Source organism: Pseudomonas sp. BB438 (assembly GCF_057180225.1).
The window spans coordinates 5,014,736-5,031,191 of the sequence record NZ_CM170001.1 but is presented as its reverse complement, the minus strand read 5'-3'; the positions used below and the strand labels follow the sequence as shown (position 1 = coordinate 5,031,191).

20 protein-coding genes are annotated in these 16,456 nt (G+C 64.9%); 10 read left to right on the top strand and 10 right to left on the bottom strand.

Annotation, left to right across the window (positions count from 1 at the left end; translation table 11 throughout):
- Positions 1–20: 20 nt before the first annotated feature.
- The 4 genes from AC1ZV1_RS23150 to AC1ZV1_RS23135 all read left to right on the top strand — a co-directional run bounded on the left by AC1ZV1_RS23150 (position 21) and on the right by AC1ZV1_RS23135 (position 3,046).
- Positions 21–1,214 carry an MFS transporter gene (locus AC1ZV1_RS23150; protein WP_484297615.1) on the top strand — a complete coding sequence of 398 codons (1,194 nt, stop codon included), beginning with the start codon at positions 21–23 and terminating at the stop codon, positions 1,212–1,214.
- Complete coding sequence (locus AC1ZV1_RS23145) at positions 1,211–1,333, top strand: hypothetical protein (RefSeq protein WP_484297687.1); 123 nt, start codon at positions 1,211–1,213, stop codon at positions 1,331–1,333. Before AC1ZV1_RS23150 ends, AC1ZV1_RS23145 begins: the two co-directional genes overlap by 4 nt.
- Positions 1,334–1,381: 48 nt before the next feature.
- The gene (locus AC1ZV1_RS23140) at positions 1,382–1,939 is read left to right on the top strand and encodes a glutathione peroxidase (protein ID WP_484293794.1); all 558 of its coding nucleotides are present in this window, start codon (positions 1,382–1,384) and stop codon (positions 1,937–1,939) included.
- A 168-nt stretch (positions 1,940–2,107) separates the two neighbouring features.
- Positions 2,108–3,046: a DUF2167 domain-containing protein gene (locus AC1ZV1_RS23135; RefSeq protein WP_484293793.1), complete on the top strand. Its 939-nt coding sequence runs from the start codon at positions 2,108–2,110 to the stop codon at positions 3,044–3,046.
- 262 nt (positions 3,047–3,308) lie between these two features.
- Here AC1ZV1_RS23135 and AC1ZV1_RS23130 read toward each other — a convergent pair whose 3' ends face one another.
- From AC1ZV1_RS23130 to purM, 3 genes are read right to left on the bottom strand one after another with little or no spacing between them, the layout of a single operon-like run.
- A complete protein-coding gene (locus tag AC1ZV1_RS23130) occupies positions 3,309–4,025 on the bottom strand; it encodes a DUF3108 domain-containing protein (protein WP_081520136.1) in 717 nt (238 codons plus the stop codon).
- Between the two features lie 10 nt (positions 4,026–4,035).
- A complete protein-coding gene (purN, locus tag AC1ZV1_RS23125) occupies positions 4,036–4,686 on the bottom strand; it encodes a phosphoribosylglycinamide formyltransferase (RefSeq protein ID WP_484293792.1) in 651 nt (216 codons plus the stop codon).
- Entirely contained in the window at positions 4,686–5,747 is a 1,062-nt protein-coding gene (gene purM / locus AC1ZV1_RS23120) for a phosphoribosylformylglycinamidine cyclo-ligase (protein WP_236171633.1), read from the bottom strand. Before purM ends, purN begins: the two co-directional genes overlap by 1 nt.
- 213 nt (positions 5,748–5,960) lie before the next feature.
- Between purM and AC1ZV1_RS23115 the strand changes: the two genes are divergently transcribed.
- Together AC1ZV1_RS23115 and hda are read left to right on the top strand one after the other, a co-directional pair.
- On the top strand, positions 5,961–7,001 hold the full coding sequence (locus AC1ZV1_RS23115) for a DUF2066 domain-containing protein (protein WP_484293791.1): 1,041 nt from the start codon (positions 5,961–5,963) through the stop codon (positions 6,999–7,001).
- Between the two features lie 145 nt (positions 7,002–7,146).
- On the top strand, positions 7,147–7,851 hold the full coding sequence (gene hda / locus AC1ZV1_RS23110; protein ID WP_024764559.1) for a DnaA regulatory inactivator Hda: 705 nt from the start codon (positions 7,147–7,149) through the stop codon (positions 7,849–7,851).
- Between the two features lie 51 nt (positions 7,852–7,902).
- Here hda and AC1ZV1_RS23105 read toward each other — a convergent pair whose 3' ends face one another.
- From AC1ZV1_RS23105 to arsC, 3 genes are read right to left on the bottom strand one after another with little or no spacing between them, the layout of a single operon-like run.
- Positions 7,903–8,325 carry a DUF2069 domain-containing protein gene (locus AC1ZV1_RS23105; protein ID WP_484293790.1) on the bottom strand — a complete coding sequence of 141 codons (423 nt, stop codon included), beginning with the start codon at positions 8,323–8,325 and terminating at the stop codon, positions 7,903–7,905.
- Complete coding sequence (gene wrbA, locus AC1ZV1_RS23100; RefSeq protein WP_484293789.1) at positions 8,326–8,922, bottom strand: NAD(P)H:quinone oxidoreductase; 597 nt, start codon at positions 8,920–8,922, stop codon at positions 8,326–8,328. It lies immediately after the preceding gene.
- Positions 8,919–9,272, bottom strand: a complete 354-nt coding sequence (arsC, locus tag AC1ZV1_RS23095; protein ID WP_484293788.1) for an arsenate reductase (glutaredoxin) — start codon at positions 9,270–9,272, stop codon at positions 8,919–8,921. Before arsC ends, wrbA begins: the two co-directional genes overlap by 4 nt.
- 125 nt (positions 9,273–9,397) lie before the next feature.
- Between arsC and AC1ZV1_RS23090 the strand changes: the two genes are divergently transcribed.
- Together AC1ZV1_RS23090 and AC1ZV1_RS23085 are read left to right on the top strand one after the other, a co-directional pair.
- Positions 9,398–10,627: a YihY family inner membrane protein gene (locus AC1ZV1_RS23090; RefSeq protein WP_484293787.1), complete on the top strand. Its 1,230-nt coding sequence runs from the start codon at positions 9,398–9,400 to the stop codon at positions 10,625–10,627.
- Positions 10,628–10,748: 121 nt separating this feature from the next.
- On the top strand, positions 10,749–10,979 hold the full coding sequence (locus tag AC1ZV1_RS23085; protein WP_484293786.1) for a hypothetical protein: 231 nt from the start codon (positions 10,749–10,751) through the stop codon (positions 10,977–10,979).
- A 4-nt stretch (positions 10,980–10,983) separates the two neighbouring features.
- Here the strand turns inward: AC1ZV1_RS23085 and AC1ZV1_RS23080 are convergent, their stop codons facing one another.
- Together AC1ZV1_RS23080 and AC1ZV1_RS23075 are read right to left on the bottom strand one after the other, a co-directional pair.
- Positions 10,984–11,379, bottom strand: coding sequence for a hypothetical protein (locus AC1ZV1_RS23080; RefSeq protein ID WP_484293785.1), 396 nt, complete (start codon positions 11,377–11,379; stop codon positions 10,984–10,986).
- A gap of 185 nt (positions 11,380–11,564) precedes the next feature.
- Positions 11,565–12,974 carry a PilZ domain-containing protein gene (locus tag AC1ZV1_RS23075; RefSeq protein WP_484293784.1) on the bottom strand — a complete coding sequence of 470 codons (1,410 nt, stop codon included), beginning with the start codon at positions 12,972–12,974 and terminating at the stop codon, positions 11,565–11,567.
- A 30-nt stretch (positions 12,975–13,004) separates the two neighbouring features.
- On the opposite strand from AC1ZV1_RS23075, the gene AC1ZV1_RS23070 reads away from it, so the two are divergent.
- Positions 13,005–13,475, top strand: coding sequence for a TlpA disulfide reductase family protein (locus AC1ZV1_RS23070; RefSeq protein ID WP_484293783.1), 471 nt, complete (start codon positions 13,005–13,007; stop codon positions 13,473–13,475).
- The gene (locus tag AC1ZV1_RS23065) at positions 13,475–13,750 is read left to right on the top strand and encodes an acylphosphatase (RefSeq protein WP_484293782.1); all 276 of its coding nucleotides are present in this window, start codon (positions 13,475–13,477) and stop codon (positions 13,748–13,750) included. Before AC1ZV1_RS23070 ends, AC1ZV1_RS23065 begins: the two co-directional genes overlap by 1 nt.
- A gap of 3 nt (positions 13,751–13,753) precedes the next feature.
- Here the strand turns inward: AC1ZV1_RS23065 and AC1ZV1_RS23060 are convergent, their stop codons facing one another.
- Both AC1ZV1_RS23060 and AC1ZV1_RS23055 read right to left on the bottom strand, forming a co-directional pair.
- Entirely contained in the window at positions 13,754–14,710 is a 957-nt protein-coding gene (locus tag AC1ZV1_RS23060) for a hypothetical protein (protein WP_484293781.1), read from the bottom strand.
- Positions 14,711–14,718: 8 nt separating this feature from the next.
- Positions 14,719–16,434 (bottom strand): proline--tRNA ligase, encoded by a 1,716-nt coding sequence (locus tag AC1ZV1_RS23055; protein ID WP_484293780.1) that lies wholly within the window; start codon positions 16,432–16,434, stop codon positions 14,719–14,721.
- Between the last annotated feature and the right edge of the window lie 22 nt (positions 16,435–16,456).

Sequence of the window (16,456 nt, the reverse complement as noted above, 5' to 3'; positions counted from 1 at the left end):
AGGAGCAAACGATGTCGAAGCTGTCGCGCACGGGGTTCTGGATACTGGTATCCGGCGCCCTGATCCTCGCCCTGTCCCTGGGCATCCGCCATGGCTTCGGCCTGTTCCTCGCGCCGATGAGTGCCGAATTCGGCTGGGGGCGCGAGACCTTCGCCTTCGCCATCGCCCTGCAGAACCTGATCTGGGGCATCGCCCAGCCGTTCACCGGCGCGGTCGCCGACCGCTTCGGCGCCATGCGCACCGTGCTGGTGGGCGGCATCCTCTATGCCGTCGGCCTGGTGCTGATGGGCTATTCCGACTCGGCTTTCAGTCTGTCGATGAGCGCTGGTCTGCTGATCGGCATCGGCCTGTCGGGCACCTCTTTCTCGGTGATTCTCGGCGCGGTCGGCCGCGCGGTACCGCTGGAGCGCCGCAGCATGGCCATGGGCATCTCGGCCGCCGCCGGCTCGTTCGGCCAGTTCGCCATGCTGCCGGGCACCCTCGGATTGATCGGCTGGCTGGGCTGGTCCGCCGCCTTGCTGGCGCTGGGCCTGCTGGTGGCCTTCATCGTGCCGCTGGCGGTGCTGATGCGCGACAAGCCGCTGCCCATGCAGGGCCATGAACAGACGCTCGGCGAGGCGTTGCGCGAGGCGGCCGGGCACTCCGGTTTCTGGCTGCTGTCGCTGGGCTTCTTCGTCTGTGGTTTCCAGGTGGTGTTCATCGGCGTGCACCTGCCGGCCTACCTGGTGGACCGACATCTGCCCGCCACCGTCGGTACCACGGTGCTGGCGCTGGTGGGGCTGTTCAACGTGTTCGGCACCTACTTCGCCGGCTGGCTCGGCGGGCGGATGAGCAAGCCCCGGCTGCTCACCGGCCTGTACCTGCTGCGCGCCGTGGTGATCGTTGCCTTCATCTGGGCGCCGCTGAGCGTCTGGACGGCCTACGCCTTCGGCATCGCCATGGGCCTGCTCTGGCTGTCCACCGTGCCGCTGACCAACGGCACGGTCGCCACGCTGTTCGGCGTGCGCAACCTGTCGATGCTCGGCGGCATCACCTTCCTGTTCCACCAGATCGGCGCCTTCCTCGGCGGCTGGCTGGGTGGCTACGTGTATGACCACACGGGCAACTACGACCTGGTCTGGCAGATTTCCATTCTTCTCAGCCTGCTGGCCGGCCTGCTCAACTGGCCGGTACGCGAGCGCCCGGTAGAGCGTGCCGCGCTGGGGGCTGCGTGAATCGGCCCGTGATGGCCGCGCTGGTGCTGGGTCTCGGCCTGGCAATCGCCGGCCTCGCCTGGTGGGGCTGGCAGCGTGGTGGGCTGGCGTTGATGCAACTGGGCATGGGCAGTTGCTGAGCCCCGGCGCGCGGGGTAGCGTTGCCTGATCACCGGAGGATTCCCACGATGCATTCACGCCTTTCCCTGCTCGCCCTGGCTCTGCTGCTGCCGATGGCCGCCCAGGCTGCCGATTGTCCGGCACTGCTCAAGACCCAGGGCGAACTGCCCAAGCTACGCTCCAAGGACGTCCTCGACCTGTGCGAGCTGTATGCCGGCAAGCCGCTGGTGGTGGTGAACACGGCCAGCCATTGTGGCTTCACCCCTCAGTTCAAGGGGCTGGAAGCGATTTACCAGCAGTACAAGGGGCAAGGCCTGGAAGTGCTCGGCGTGCCTTCCGACGACTTCAAGCAGGAGGACGCCGACGCCGCCGAGACGGCGAAGATCTGTTACGGCAACTACGGCGTGACGTTCAACATGACCTCGGTGCAGCACGTGCGTGGCGACGAGGCCATTCCGCTGTTCAAGGACCTCGCCGCCCAGGCCGACCAGGCGCCGCGCTGGAACTTCTTCAAGTACGTGGTGGACCGTCAGGGTAAGGTCGTGGCGGAATTTTCCAGCCTGACCAAGCCGGATGATCCCGAGCTGAAAGCGGCGATCGAGAAGGCCATCGCCAGCCAGCCCTGAGTCGCCGAACGCTTGCGATAGCCGGGCGAGGCCCGGCTTTTCTGTGCGCCACATCAGGCGGTAGAGAAATTTCCTGTTACAGCATCGGCGTGGGAGTGCGACAATTCGCGCCCGGCGGCACAGCAATTGGCCGTCGATGTCATGGATACGATTCAGGAGATTCACCCTATGGATGGCAAAGCCCTCTTCCTGGCTGCCTTGCTCGCGCAGGCAGTCGCCGCCCCGGCGTTCGCCGCTCCTACTACCTCAAGCCAGAGCGAAGCCCCCGCGTCCGCTGCTGTACCTGCTCCCGCCGCCGAGTCGGACGAGGAGATGTCGCCGGAGACCTTCGTCGCCAGCCTGCATTTCCAGAAGGGCAAGGTCGTGGTCGGCGATAACCTCGCCACCTTCGATCTGCCGGACAATTTCGTCTTCCTCGACGGCAAGGATGCCGAGCGCGTACTGGAAGCCTGGGGCAATCCGCCCAGCTCCGAGCCGCCGCTGGGCATGCTGATGCCGGCCGGCGTGTCGCCCTTCGCTGCCGAGTCCTGGGCGGTGACCGTGGAGTACGAGGAGAGCGGCTACGTCTCTGACGAGGACGCGGCGAAGATCGATTACGCCGAGATGCTCAAGGACATGCAGGACGATCTCAAGGAGGCCAACCCGCAGCGCGAGCAGCAGGGCTTCGAGAAGATCCAGCTGATCGGCTGGGCCGCCCCGCCGCACTACGATGCCGCCGAGAAGAAGCTCTACTGGGCCAAGGAACTGCAGTTCGGTGATGCCAAGGAGCACACGCTGAACTACAACATCCGCGCGCTGGGCCGCAAGGGCGTGCTGGTGCTGAACTTCGTCGCGGGTATGGAGCAGTTGCCGGAGATCGAGCAGAACGTCGGCAAGGTGCTGGCGATGACCGAGTTCAACCCGGGCAGCCGCTACGTCGACTTCAACCCCAGCGTCGACAAGGTCGCTGCCTATGGCCTGGGCGCGCTGATCGCCGGCAAGGTCGCCGCCAAAGTTGGCCTGTTCGCCACCCTGCTGGTCCTGCTGAAGAAGCTGTGGATCGTCCCGGCCCTGGCCATCGGCTGGATCGCTCGCCGCTTCAAGCGCAAGCCGTCGAGCGAAGGCTGATACGCAGCCTGATCCTGCAGGCAAGGAAAAGCCGGGCTGATGCCCGGCTTTTTCGTTTCTGCACCACTCGTGGCGGAGGACCTGTAGGAGCGAGGGGTGCCATGTTATTGCTTGCGAACCGCCCAGCACCGATGTCGCTGGGAGACGCTGTTCGCGAGCAAGGACTGAGGCGTCCCCCTCCGTCCTGCGAAGAGCTGTACGCCACAGTGAGCGGCCAATAAAAAAGCCGGGCATCGCCCGGCTTTTCTTGTGCGCTGAAGGATCAGCCTTTCTCGCCCTGGACAGCCTTGCCGCCCACGGTGCCTTCCTTGAGCATGATCTGGTATTCCTTGCCGTCGGACTCCTGCTGGTACAGGCGCACGAGGAGGAAGTCCCAATCCTTGGCGAACCAGAGGATGGTCTTGCGGTTGCTCTTGGTGGGGTCGCGCACGCGCTCCACCTTGATCGCGGTGATCAGGCCGGCCTGGGTGCGGACCTTCTCCTCGCCAAGCACGCGGAAGTCGTAGGTATCGGTATCGGTACCCTCGATCACCTGGTAGCTCATGGCCTTCTTGCCGACGGCCACGTCATGCTGCAGCGCAAGCTGGTAGGTGGACTTGTCCAGCTGGCCCTTGTTCAGCGGCTGGCGCACCTGGTCGCCACGGTCGCTGCCCAGCACCTGCTTCTCGGCCCAATCGAAATCGAGCTCGGTCTGCTTGTTCTTGCCCAGGCCTTCGCGGGCCCAGCGATAAGTCAGCGGCAGGTACGTGTCGTTCTCGACCTTGAAGGTGCTGGTCTCGGTGAGGCTGGCGAGCAGCATGGACGCTTTGAAATCCAGTTCCCAGCGGCCGCCGTCGCCTTGCTTGAGGCTGCGGGAGGCGGTCCCGCTGATCGGCATCTGTTTCCAGTCGGCGGTGTAGCTGGCCTCGAACGGCTTCAGCTCGAAAGCCTGTGCCGGCAGAGTCAGTACAGCCATCAGGAACAGCAGGGCTCTACGCATCGCGAATCTCCTAGGTTCGGTACGAATAGCCGGATGCGGGCAGAAGCTCCCCATCCAGCGTGGCGCCTTGTTCACCCAGCCGTACCCGGCCTTCGGCGAACCAGCGCATGGCCAGCGGATAGATCACATGTTCCTGCACGTGAACGCGCTGCGCCAGCGTTTCCGGCGTGTCGTCAGACTCTACCGGGATTGCCGCCTGTACGACCAGAGGACCGCCATCAAGTTCCTCGGTGACGAAGTGCACGCTGCAGCCGTGCTCGGCGTCGCCCGCCTCCAGCGCGCGCTGGTGGGTGTGGAGGCCCTTGTACTTGGGCAGCAGGGACGGATGGATGTTCAGCAGGCGACCCTGGTAGTGACGTACGAAGTCCGCGCTGAGGATGCGCATGAACCCGGCAAGCAGCACGAGGTCGGCGTCGAAGCCGTCGATGGCCTGGATCAGCGCCGCATCGAAGCTTTCGCGGTCGGCATAGGACTTGTGGTCGAGGAAGCAGGTCTCGATGCCGGCCTGGCGCGCACGCTCCAGGCCGTAAGCGTCCGCGCGGTTGGAGATCACCGCGCGGATCGCTGCCGGCGTGTCACCGCCAGCGAGACTGTCGATCAGGGCTTGCAGGTTGCTGCCGGAGCCGGAAATCAGCACCACGACATTGCAAGGTGTGGACATCAGTGGCCTTTCAGGTTGTTCAGGACCACGCGCTCGGCGTCGGCGGCGCACGCATCGATTCGGCCGATGACCCACGGCTGCTCGCCGGCGTCACGCAGGGCTTTCAGCGACGCTTCGACCTGATCCTGGGCGACGCAGATGACCATGCCCACGCCGCAGTTCAGCACGCGGTGCATTTCGGTCTCGTCGACATTGCCTTTCTCCTGCAGCCAGTCGAAGACCGCCGGGCGCTGCCAGCTGGCCACGTCAACCACGGCCTGGGCGTTGTCCGGCAGGACGCGCGGGATGTTGTCCAGCAGGCCGCCGCCGGTGATGTGGGCCATGGCCTTGACCGCGCCGGTCTGTTTGATCAGCTGCAGCAGCGGCTTCACGTAGATGCGGGTCGGGGCCATCAGCAGATCGGCCAGGGGCTTGCCGTTCAGCTGGGTGGACTCGATGTCGGCACCGGAGACTTCGATGATCTTGCGGATCAGCGAGTAGCCGTTGGAGTGCGGGCCGGAGGAGGGCAGGGCGATCAGGGCGTCGCCAGCGACCACTTTCGAACCGTCGATGATCTCGGACTTTTCCACCACGCCGACGCAGAAGCCGGCCAGGTCGTAGTCTTCACCTTCGTACATGCCCGGCATTTCGGCGGTTTCACCACCGACCAGGGAGCAACCGGCCAGCTCGCAACCGGCGCCAATGCCGGTGACCACGGTGGCGGCCACGTCGACGTTCAGCTTGCCGGTGGCGTAGTAGTCGAGGAAGAACAGCGGCTCGGCGCCGCAGACGACCAGGTCGTTCACGCACATGGCGACCAGGTCCTGGCCGATGCTGTCGTGCTTGTTCAGGTTCAGCGCCAGGCGCAGCTTGGTGCCGACGCCATCGGTACCGGAGACCAGTACGGGCTGCTTGTAACCGGCCGGGATTTCGCACAGAGCGCCAAAGCCACCCAGGCCGCCCATGACTTCCGGACGCGCGGTGCGCTTGGCGACGCCTTTGATGCGTTCGACCAGGGCTTCGCCGGCGTCGATGTCCACACCGGCGTCCTTGTAGCTCAACGAGGGTTGCTTGTTGCTCATAAATCCAGGCCTATAGAAGGGATGATTCGTCTTGCCGCCGGGTGCGCCGTTCGCGCTTCCCGGCCTGCGCGGGAGGCGCGGGATTTTATCAGGCTTGCCCGGCAGCGGCCATCTCGCGCTGTTGCCGCTGGCCGGACGGCTGTTTAAGGTATAGGCCTTTCCTTGCCAGCTCGTTGCGCGCTGGCATCTTCGTTTTCGCCGCGAGAGCCCGCCATGCGCCTGACCGCCCGCCTGTTGATCCTCTGCCTGTCGTTGTTCAGCCTGCCGTCCTTTGCTGAAACGCTGGGCAACCTGTACCAGGTGCACGAACCGGTCGCTTCCCAGCAGCCGGATGAACGCAATGCCGGCCTGACCCGCGCCCTGCAGACCCTGGTGCTGCGCCTGACCGGCAACGCCAGCGCTGCACAGAACCCGGCGTTGGCCGGGTACTTTAAGGACCCGCAGCAGTTGATCAGCCAGTACGGCTTCGAGAACGGTCCGCCCATGGCGCTGGTGGTGGACTTCGATCCGACCGCCACCGACAACGCCCTGCGCCAGGCCGGCTTGCCGGTCTGGGGCGCCAGTCGCCCGAGCGTGCTGGCCTGGTGGCTGAACGAAAGCGCCAACGGCAGCAGCCTGGTCGGCGACAGCCAGGAAGCCTCCGCGCCGCTGAACCGCGCCGCCCAGCGTCGCGGCCTGCCGCTGCGCCTGCCGATGGCCGATCTCGGCGAACAGCAGGTCGGCACGGCCGAGAACCTCAACGCCGCCCAGCCTGACGCGCTGAAGGCCGCTTCCGAGCGCTACGGCGCCGACGCGCTGCTGGCGGTGGATGCCAAGGAAACCGACGGCAAGTGGACCGCCACCTGGCGCGTCTGGATGGGCGACAGCCGTGAACAGGGCCAGGCCCAGGGCGACACCCCGGACGCACTGGCCGATGCGGTGATGCTGGGCGTCTCCCAGCGCCTGTCGCAGCGCTTCGTCGCTTCCGCAGGCTCGGCGTCGGCCCAGGTCCTGCAGATCGAAGGCGCCGACCTGGCCCGCTATGCGGAAGTCTCGCGCCTGCTGGAGCCGATGGGAGCCAAGCTGGTCGAGGTTCAGGGTGGCAATCTGATCTATCAGGTCACTGCCAGCGCCGAGCAACTGCGTGCGCAACTGGCCCTGGCCCGCCTGCAGGAAGCCCCGGCCGAGCCGGTGCAGCCCGCGGTCGACGCCAATGGCCAGCCGGTGCCGAATGCGGCCGTGCCGAAGCAGAACACCCTGCGCTTCCACTGGTGACGAGCCACCTGGAGGTGGGCAAAGCCCCGCTTCCAGGCGCCAGTGGCGCTGAGTCGCACGTGGTAGCTGCGTTATCCTTCTGATTTGGATAAACTTTCGGTCACCAAGGCCCACCCCAAGCGATTGAAGAAACGCCCGGCCCGGCATGACTCCTATGCAGCTCCCACTCAGCGTACGACTGCGCGATGACGCAACGTTCGCCAACTACTACCCCGGCGCCAATGCCGCGGCGCTCGGCTATGTCGAGCGCCTGTGCGAGCCCGAGGCGGGGTGGACTGAAAGCCTGATCTATCTCTGGGGTGCCGAGGGCGTGGGCCGCAGTCACCTGTTGCAGGCCGCCTGCATTCGTTCCGAGCAGCTGGGTGAGCCGTCGGTCTACCTGCCGATGGCGGACCTGGTGGCCTACGGTCCGGAAATCTTCGACAACCTCGAGCAGCGCGAACTGGTCTGCCTGGACGATCTCGACGCCCTGGCCGGCAAGCGCGAGTGGGAAGAAGCGCTGTTCCACCTGTTCAATCGCCTGCGCGATTCCGGTCGCAAGCTGCTGCTGTCGGCCTCGGTGTCGCCGCGGGAGCTGGGGGTAAAGCTGCCGGACCTGAAATCCCGCCTGACCCTCTCGCTGATCTTCCAGCTGCACCCGCTGACCGACGACGAGAAGCTGCGCGCCCTTCAATTGCGCGCTTCGCGCCGTGGCCTGCACCTGACCGACGAAGTGGGGCGCTTCATCCTCACCCGCGGCGCGCGCAGCATGCAGTTCCTCTTCGACCTGCTCGACGAGCTCGACAAGGCCTCGCTGCAGGCCCAGCGCAAGCTGACCATCCCCTTCCTCAAGGAAACCATGGGCTGGTAGGCCCCGGCTTCCCTGAATCCCGGATCAGGCGCTCGTCGCTTCCCGCTGCATTTACTGACCTTCGCCCGCCAGCTTGCGGTCGTACTGGAAGCGCCAGCGCGTGTACATCAGCGCCGAACAGAACAGCGACACGCTGAGGATGATCTCCGCCCAGCCGAAGATGGCGTGGTTGGGATCGAAGGCGTTGAGCACGCCGAGGATGAAGTACAGGTTGATCACGTAGCACGCCCAGGCGTGGCCGCGCGCGCTGCCGATCAGAATGCCCGGCGCCACCACCAGCAGTGGCAGCAGCTTGAAGCCCAGGAACACCCAGGGCACCCAGTGCGCGCCACCATGGGCGTCGGCGAACAGTAGGTCCCAGATGACGATGAGCAGGATCAGCCCGATGAAGCTGCCCAGGGCCACCGCGCGGCTGGCGGCCAGCCGGGGTTTGAGCCACTCCATGGGTGGCAGCGGTTTGTTCTTGCGGGCCATTCAGCTCTCCAGTTTGCGGGCGACGTCGGCCAGGCGCTTTCCGAGCGCGCGGCACAGGATGATTTCGTGTTCGTCCAGGCTGCGCTTGCCATCGGCGGTGGCGAAGTGGCTGGCGCCATAGGGCGTGCCGCCGCCGCGGGTTTCCAGCAGGGCCGGTTCGCTGTACGGAATGCCGGTGATGAGCATGCCGTGGTGCAGCAGCGGCAGCATCATCGACAGCTGGGTGGTCTCCTGGCCGCCGTGCAGGCTCGCGGTGGAGGTGAACACCGCGGCCGGCTTGCCCACCAGGCCACCGGTCAGCCACAGGCTGCTGGTGCCGTCGAGGAAGTACTTGAGGGGCGCCGCCATGTTGCCGAAGCGCGTCGGGCTGCCGAGGGCGAGGCCGGAGCAGTCCTTCAGGTCATCGAGGGTGGCGTAGAGCGCGCCTTCTGCCGGGATATCCGGGGCGACGGCTTCGCACTCGGTGGAAACGGCTGGTACCGTGCGCACGCGGGCTTCCAGTCCGCCCTGCTCGACACCACGGGCGATCTGTCGCGCCATTTCGGCAGTGGCGCCGTGACGGCTGTAGTACAGGACCAGGATGTAGGGCGCGCTCAAGGCAGGATCTCCAGCACCTTCTCCGGCGGACGGCCGATCACGGCCTTGTCGCCGACGATGACGATCGGCCGCTCGATCAGCTTGGGATGCTGGGTCATTGCCGCGATCAACTGGTCATCGCTCAGCGCCGGGTTGGCGAGGTCGAGTTCCTTGTATTCGTCTTCGCCGGTACGCAGCAGCTGGCGCGCGCCAATGCCCAGCTTGCCGAGCAGTGCCTTGAGTTCGGTGGCATTGGGCGGGGTTTCCAGGTAGCGCACGATGGTCGGCTGGATGCCGCGCTCTTCGAGCAATTCGAGAGCGCTTCGGGATTTGGAACAGCGCGGATTGTGGAAAATAGAAATCTGGCTCATGTGCCGGGACTCGCAAGGCCGATGAAGTGGCGGCTATTCTAACCGCCTCCTCGGACTGGACTGAACCGCTGTCGTTCGCCGCGATCTACGAGGACGGTTTTTTCAGTGCAGCCAAAGGACACTTCATGCACGAACGCTTGCAGGGCCTGGTCGAATTCGGCCGCTATCTGGTCCAGCGCTTCCTGGCCGACAAGGCGCCCAACAGCGCCGCGGCCCTGACCTACACCACGCTGTTCGCGGTCGTCCCGATGATGACCGTGACCTTCGCCATGCTCTCTGCCGTGCCGGCCTTCGAGGGCATGGGCGAGCGCATTCAACTGTTCGTGTTCCGCAACTTCGTACCCTCCACGGGTGAGGCGGTGGAGGCCTATCTGCGCAATTTCACCGTGCAGGCGCGTCACCTGACCTGGCTGGGCGTGGCGTTCCTGGCGGTCACCGCGTTCACCATGCTGGTGACCATCGAGAAGGCCTTCAATGCGATCTGGCGCGTGCGTCAGCCGCGCCGAGGCGTAACCCGCTTCCTGCTGTACTGGGCGATCCTCAGCCTGGGGCCGCTGTTGCTGGGGACCGGTTTTGCCGTCTCCACCTATGTCACCTCGCTGTCGTTGCTCTCCGGCCCCCATGCGTTGCCGGGAGCGGCGATGCTGCTGAAGTTCATGCCGCTCCTGGCCAGTGTGGCGGCCTTCACCCTGATCTATGCCGCGGTGCCCAATGCCCGAGTGCCGGTGCTGCACGCGCTCGCTGGCGGAGTATTTACCGCGATCCTGTTCGAGGCGGCCAAGTCGCTCTTCGGCTTCTATGTGAGCTTCTTTCCCGGTTACAAGCTGATCTATGGCGCGTTCGCCACGGTGCCGCTGTTTCTGCTGTGGATCTGGCTGTCCTGGCTGATCGTGCTGTTCGGTGCGGAGCTGGTCTGCAACCTGTCCTCGACCCGTCTCTGGCGCCATCGCGCGATGCCGCGCCTGCTGGTGGTCTTGGGTGTGCTGCGGGTGTTCTTCGACCGTCAGCGCCATGGCTTGCCGACGCGCCTGGCGCATTTGCACCGCGCTGGCTGGCTGCTGCCGGAGGATGAATGGGAGGAAGTGCTGGATTTCCTCGAGGGCGAGCAACTGGTCTGTCGCGCGGGTTCGACCACTGCCGCCTGGGTGCTGTGCCGTGACCTGGGCAGCTACAGCCTGCATCACCTGCTCAACCGCAGCCCCTGGCCGCTGCCGTGCCTGGAGGCTCTGCCGTCCGAGTTGGACGAGCCATGGTATCCCGAACTGCGGGAGACGCTGGCGCGCTACCAGGCGGATCGCCAGGAGCTGTTCGGTGACAGTCTGGCGAAATGGTTGAAGCCGTCACATTCCGAGTGACACAAAACGTCAGTTTGCGGCGAATCTGATGCTTTCGCCGCTTTGTACCACTTCGGAAATGCGCCAATTCTCGCTATTTCAGAATTGGCACAGTTCTGGCTTTGGAGGTTTCAGGACACAGATGTCCTTCAGAAGTTCCTCCAAGGCCAGTGAATCCATGAAAAAAGACCAGAACAACGTAGTGCACCTGCATCAGCGCGATCTGACGAGCGCCCTGGAGCGGTTGAATAGAATCACTGGTCTGCAGTTCAGCAGCTGGCCCGAATCGCTGCTGCCGTCCGTCTCGAAGGACGCCTCCGAGCCTGTTGCGTCCGAGGATTCGGACGAGACCCTGGTACGCCAGCTGGGTTGATCCCTCAGAGGCTGGTGGCCACCGGGCGCGCTGCGCCTGACTGCTGCTCCACCGCCTGCATGAAGACCTCTTCGGCGATTACCCGCGACAGGGTAATAGCCGTGCGCAGTTTGATCTGCGCATCCTCGATCCGCTGGGAGAACGGTAGCCGTGCTACCCCTGACAGCAGGATGCGGCTCTGCGTGTTGACCGTGCCATGGTCGATCACCACTTCCCGGCTGCGTTCACCATCGCGGTAGCTCAGCAACAACGTCACCGGCAGCTCCGCCACGCCGGGCAAATGTAGCCAGACTGCGACATTGAAGTCAGCCAGCCGTCCTCCGTTGGCCGCATTGGCCGGCCTTGCGCTGGCGACAATGTGGCTGGGAACCTTGCTGACAAGCTGGTCTGTAGGCTGCATCTGGCTGTCCTGTCGATGAGGGCTGGCGTACTTGGCGCCAGTCGCATTCTGAAGGCCGCTGAATGATCGGCGAGCGAAGGTCGTCCCGGGAGTCAGAACGAACGTTCGAATTATAGAGAGGCGAGCCCCGGACATTTCGGGCTTACTGCCGATCTTGCCTGTGACATCTCTCCCAAAATCGACAATCAGGCCAGGCGCAGCGGGTGGCGAGCTACCAGGGGGGGGCTGAGGTTGGCGACGGGCAGCGGCAGGATGGTCTGGTTGTCGAAGCTGGCCAGTTGCAGCCAGAGATTCTCGCCTTCGACGAACTGCCCCTGGGGGACCCAGAGTCCGTGGTACCAGCCGTTGCCTGGCTCAGGTGTGCTCTGCAGGACGCCGGGGTGCCGCTGCGCGTCAGGTGCACGGCGCAGCCAGACCGGGCGGGGAAGGCCTTTCAGGTAGCGCAGGCCCAGGTGCAGGCCGTCACTGTTGAGGTGCCGCCAGCGCACCACTGCTAGGGTGGGCGTGCCGCCGTTGCTGGGGATCAGCAGCAACTGCCCAACCGGTAGCTGTCCTGCGTGCTGGCCGGCACAGAGGATGCGGGCGCCTCCGGCACTGGCATCCATCAGGGCTGCCTCTCGGCACGGGCTGGCGGAGCTGTCCAGCAGGTGCTGCTGGATGGCTGGGAGGCCAACCACGATACGGCAACTGCCGTGCTGTTCGGCGCGCTCATGGCGACGCGTCTGGTGCCCCAGCCAGTGGTGACGGACGCGCTCGAGCAGCGCGGACTGGTCCAGGCGACGCAGGGGTGCCGGATCATGCAGTGCGATCAGCAGTGCGCCCAGCTCCAGACGACGCAGCTGATCGGCGGGGGCGCCGGCGATCTGGTCGGCGGCCAGGCAGGGCTGGTCCGAACCGAGGTCGAGGACGAATCCTTCCTGCTCCTCATCGTCCCAGGGCAGCAGCCTGCCCAGCGCGGACAGCGGCGCGAGGGCGATGAACAACTGCGGTGCCTCGCCTTCGGTCAGGTGGAATGGGTTGCTCAGGGCCAGCAGCAGGATCTGTTGGTAGAGGCCACGCAGAGTACCGGCCGGGATCGGATCGAAAGCCGCCGCGACCGGTTCGTCCAGGCATTCCTGATGCTCGCCGATCCAGTAGAGCAGGTGGCTGTCACGCCACAGGCTGCCCGGCGGCTGCTGGTACTGCTGGTAGTGGCGCAGCAGGGCCTGGGCAAGGAAATGCTGGGCCATGTAGAGGCACCAGGCCATGTGCGGCCGCGATGGCTTGCGGCCGTGCAGGATTTGCAGGAGCAGGCGCTTGAAGCCGGCGGCAAGCTCACTGCAGAAGTGCACGAAGAGCGCCGGCGGCGTCTTTTCCTGGCGGATCAGTCGTTCGTAATACCGGTATTCTTCGCTGAGGCTTTGCAGGGCGCGTTGCCTTTCCAGTAAGGTCAGCGCGCATCGGTTGAGGCGGAACAGCGTGCCCAGAGCCTTCTGCAAACCTTCCTGCAGTGGCTGTTGCCGCGATTCCTGGAGCCTGACCGCCAGATTGCTCATTGCCTCGGCATCTTCTTCGAGGATGTCCGGCACCTCCAGGCGCAGGGCATCGAGCATCATGACCACCCCGCATACACGAGGATTGAAGGCATGGGAGTGCGGCTCCGTATTGTGATGGGCTTGATGGCCGGCCTGATCCTGGCCGGCTGCTCGGCGGACTATGGCACCGATCAGCATGGACAGAAAGTACCCGCTGCGAAGATAGATGGCCAGCGGCTAGTTATTAATTACTGGGCCGAATGGTGTGCGCCGTGTCGCAAGGAAATTCCCGAGCTGAACCAACTGGCGGAGGAGGGCAAGACGAAAGGCTTTCGAGTGCTGGGTGTGAACTTCGACGGCCTGCGCGATGCGGATCTGGAGAAGGCATCTCAGGCGCTGGGGGTGCAGTACACCGTGTTGGCCGATGACCCTGCACCGCGTTTTAGCCTGCCGCGCAGCGAAGCGCTGCCTGTCACCTATATCGTCGACTCTGAGGGCAAGATGCGCGAGCAGTTGCTCGGCGAGCAGACGGCCGCCGGCCTTCAGGCGCGCTTGAGTGCATTGCGTGAGGAGAAGCAGTGATGGCCAGGATCTGTCTGCACGGCTACATCAGTGGCAAGGTACAGGGCGTCTACTACCGCCAGAGCACCCAGGAGCAGGCCGAACGCCTGGATATCGATGGCTGGGTGCGCAATCTCGAGGACGGTCGCGTAGAGCTTCTGCTCGAAGGCGAGGACGATGCAGTGCGCGAGCTGGAGAAGTGGCTGGCGCGCGGCCCGGTGAAGGCCAAGGTGGTGTCGGTGGAACTGAAGCCGATGACGCCCCAGGGCATCACCGGCTTCATCGTTCGCCGCTAATCGTCAGTCGCTGACGCCGGGGTCCGCTGCCAGGCGACCGGCGTCGGTCATCAGGCTGTGGAGGAATTCCTTCTGCAGCTCCGGATCGTTGCGGGTCAGCTCGATCAGGCTCTGTTCCAGTTCGCTCGCTTCCTCTTCCAGGCCGAGGTCTGAGAGGCGCTTCACCCGGTGTACCCAGTGGTGCACGTCATCGCCTTCCAGGTCATCGTAGATCAGTGCGTGGGCTTCCTGCAGCTTGCCGCGCAGGGAGCGGCTGACCAGCAGGCTGGCATCGGCGCGGGTGTCATCCGAAGGATCCTGGACGCTGAACTGCAGGCGGCCGATACGGCTGACTTCGTCGTCGCTGAAGGGGCCTTCCAGCAGGTTCAGGCGCAGTACGCCGTGGCGATCGGTTAGCAGCTCCTGGGAGTTCTTGCCGGCGGTAACGGTGACCGGGCGCTCCGACCAAGGCAGGCTGGAGTATTCGGTGCGCTTGTCGCGCTGCTTTTCGTCGATGGCTGCCAGGTTCTGCTCGGCGCGGCCGTTGGACTCGACGTTCATGAACGGGTTCATGCCGTCGATACCGTAGCGAATCCAGCCGCGGGTGACGCTTTCGGGCAGGTTGCCGAGGGCGAAGACATTCACCACATTCGCACCGATGCCGCCGACGAAGGCCACGACGCCCAGTGGCATCTCGTACACCTTGCGCCAGCCCTGGTAGGGTGTGTAGCGGTCGTAGCGGCGCGTGACCTCGTACTCGGTGACTTCGAAGGTCTTCTGTTCCTGCACGCGGATACGGCGCTGCGGCAGTTCCAGGGTGCCCGGCGTGCCCACATCGATCTGCAGGCTGTGGTCGAGCAGTTTTCGCTCGACGCGCTCTTCATGCTCGCTGCGTTGCGGCAGCGGGTTGGCGCAGCCGCTCAGCAGAAGGCTGCCGCACAGGGCGGCAGTCGCGAGGCTCGTGGTACTTCCGGTGGACATCGCTCTGCTCAGTTGCGGATCTTGGCCGTGATGAAGGCTTGCAGGTCGGAGAGGGCGACAGGCTGCGACTCGGCGTCTCGGCGCCCCTTGTACTCAAGGGTGCCTTCGTCCAGGCCGCGCTCGCTGACCACGATGCGGTGAGGGATACCGATCAGTTCCATGTCGGCGAACTTCACGCCGGGGCTGGTCTTCTTGTCGCGGTCATCCAGCAGCACTTCGAAGCCGGCAGCGGTGAGTTCCGCGTAGAGCTTGTCGGTGGCGGCGCGCACGGCGTCGTTCTCGTACTTCATCGGCACGATGGCGATCTGGAAGGGCGCCAGGGCGGCCGGCCAGAGGATGCCGCGGTCGTCGTAGTTCTGTTCGATGGCAGCAGCGACCACACGGGATACGCCGATGCCGTAGCAGCCCATGATCAGGGTGACGGGCTTGCCGCTCTCGCCCAGTACGGAGAGCTTCATCGCTTCGCTGTACTTGGTGCCGAGCTGGAAGATGTGGCCGACTTCGATGCCGCGGCGGATCACCAGAGTGCCTTTGCCGTCCGGGCTCGGGTCGCCTTCAACGACATTGCGCAGGTCGGCGACTTCCGGTACCGGCAGGTCGCGCTCCCAGTTCACGCCGAAGTAGTGCTTGTCGTCGACGTTGGCGCCGGCAGCGAAGTCGCTCATCAGCGCAACGGAGCGGTCGATGATGCAGGGCAGCGGCAGGTTCAGCGGGCCGAGGGAGCCGGGGGCGGCGCCGATGGCGGCCTTGATGTCCGCTTCGCTGGCCATCTGCAGAGGGCTGGCAACCAGTGGGTGGTTGCCGGCCTTGATTTCGTTGAGTTCGTGATCGCCACGAACGACCAGGGCGATCAGCTTGCCTTCCTCGGCAGCATGGACGACCAGGGTCTTGATGGTCTTCTCGATCGGCAGGCCGAACTTCTCCACCAGGGCGGCGATGGTCTTGGTCTCGGGGGTATCAACCAGGCGCAGTTCCTCAGTGGCGGCACCGCGAGCGGTTTCGCGAGGCAGGGCTTCTGCCTTCTCGATGTTGGCGGCGTAGTCGGTGGACTCACCGAAGACGATGTCGTCCTCGCCTGAGCCTGCCAGGACGTGGAACTCGTGGGAGCCGCTGCCGCCGATGGAGCCGTTGTCAGCCTGTACGGCACGGAAGTCCAGGCCCAGACGGGTGAAGATCTTGCTGTACGCGCCGTACATGACGTCGTAGGTTGCCTGCAGCGAGTCCTGGCTGGTGTGGAAGGAGTAAGCGTCCTTCATGATGAACTCGCGTCCGCGCATCAGACCGAAGCGCGGACGGATTTCGTCACGGAACTTGGTCTGGATCTGGTACATGTTGATCGGCAGCTGCTTGTAGCTGTTGAGCTCGTTGCGCGCCAGGTCGGTGATCACTTCCTCGTGGGTCGGACCGACGCAGAAGTCGCGGTCATGGCGGTCCTTCAAGCGCAGCAGCTCGGGGCCGTATTGCTGCCAGCGGCCGGACTCCTGCCAGAGTTCGGCGGGCTGGATGGCGGGCATCAGCACTTCCAGGGCGCCGGCGGCATTCATTTCTTCGCGAACGATGGTCTCCACCTTTCGCAGTACCCGCAGACCCATTGGCAGCCAGGTGTAAAGACCGGACGCCAGCTTGCGGATCATGCCGGCGCGCAGCATCAGCTGGTGGCTGATGACGACCGCATCGGAAGGGGTTTCTTTCAGGGTGGACAGCAGGTACTGACTGGTACGCATCTTTGGCCGTTTTGTCGGTTGC

Bases quoted from the DNA above. Each gene is read 5' to 3' on its own strand.
- AC1ZV1_RS23140 (WP_484293794.1), top strand. From the start codon at position 1,382: ATGCATTCACGCCTTTCCCTGCTCGCCCTGGCTCTGCTGCTGCCGATG.
- AC1ZV1_RS23135 (WP_484293793.1), top strand. From the start codon at position 2,108: ATGGATGGCAAAGCCCTCTTCCTGGCTGCCTTGCTCGCGCAGGCAGTC.
- AC1ZV1_RS23130 (WP_081520136.1), bottom strand. From the start codon at position 4,025: ATGCGTAGAGCCCTGCTGTTCCTGATGGCTGTACTGACTCTGCCGGCA.
- purN (WP_484293792.1), bottom strand. From the start codon at position 4,686: ATGTCCACACCTTGCAATGTCGTGGTGCTGATTTCCGGCTCCGGCAGC.
- purM (WP_236171633.1), bottom strand. From the start codon at position 5,747: ATGAGCAACAAGCAACCCTCGTTGAGCTACAAGGACGCCGGTGTGGAC.
- AC1ZV1_RS23115 (WP_484293791.1), top strand. From the start codon at position 5,961: ATGCGCCTGACCGCCCGCCTGTTGATCCTCTGCCTGTCGTTGTTCAGC.
- hda (WP_024764559.1), top strand. From the start codon at position 7,147: ATGACTCCTATGCAGCTCCCACTCAGCGTACGACTGCGCGATGACGCA.
- AC1ZV1_RS23105 (WP_484293790.1), bottom strand. From the start codon at position 8,325: ATGGCCCGCAAGAACAAACCGCTGCCACCCATGGAGTGGCTCAAACCC.
- arsC (WP_484293788.1), bottom strand. From the start codon at position 9,272: ATGAGCCAGATTTCTATTTTCCACAATCCGCGCTGTTCCAAATCCCGA.
- AC1ZV1_RS23090 (WP_484293787.1), top strand. From the start codon at position 9,398: ATGCACGAACGCTTGCAGGGCCTGGTCGAATTCGGCCGCTATCTGGTC.
- AC1ZV1_RS23085 (WP_484293786.1), top strand. From the start codon at position 10,749: ATGTCCTTCAGAAGTTCCTCCAAGGCCAGTGAATCCATGAAAAAAGAC.
- AC1ZV1_RS23080 (WP_484293785.1), bottom strand. From the start codon at position 11,379: ATGCAGCCTACAGACCAGCTTGTCAGCAAGGTTCCCAGCCACATTGTC.
- AC1ZV1_RS23075 (WP_484293784.1), bottom strand. From the start codon at position 12,974: ATGATGCTCGATGCCCTGCGCCTGGAGGTGCCGGACATCCTCGAAGAA.
- AC1ZV1_RS23070 (WP_484293783.1), top strand. From the start codon at position 13,005: ATGGGAGTGCGGCTCCGTATTGTGATGGGCTTGATGGCCGGCCTGATC.
- AC1ZV1_RS23065 (WP_484293782.1), top strand. From the start codon at position 13,475: ATGGCCAGGATCTGTCTGCACGGCTACATCAGTGGCAAGGTACAGGGC.
- AC1ZV1_RS23060 (WP_484293781.1), bottom strand. From the start codon at position 14,710: ATGTCCACCGGAAGTACCACGAGCCTCGCGACTGCCGCCCTGTGCGGC.
- AC1ZV1_RS23055 (WP_484293780.1), bottom strand. From the start codon at position 16,434: ATGCGTACCAGTCAGTACCTGCTGTCCACCCTGAAAGAAACCCCTTCC.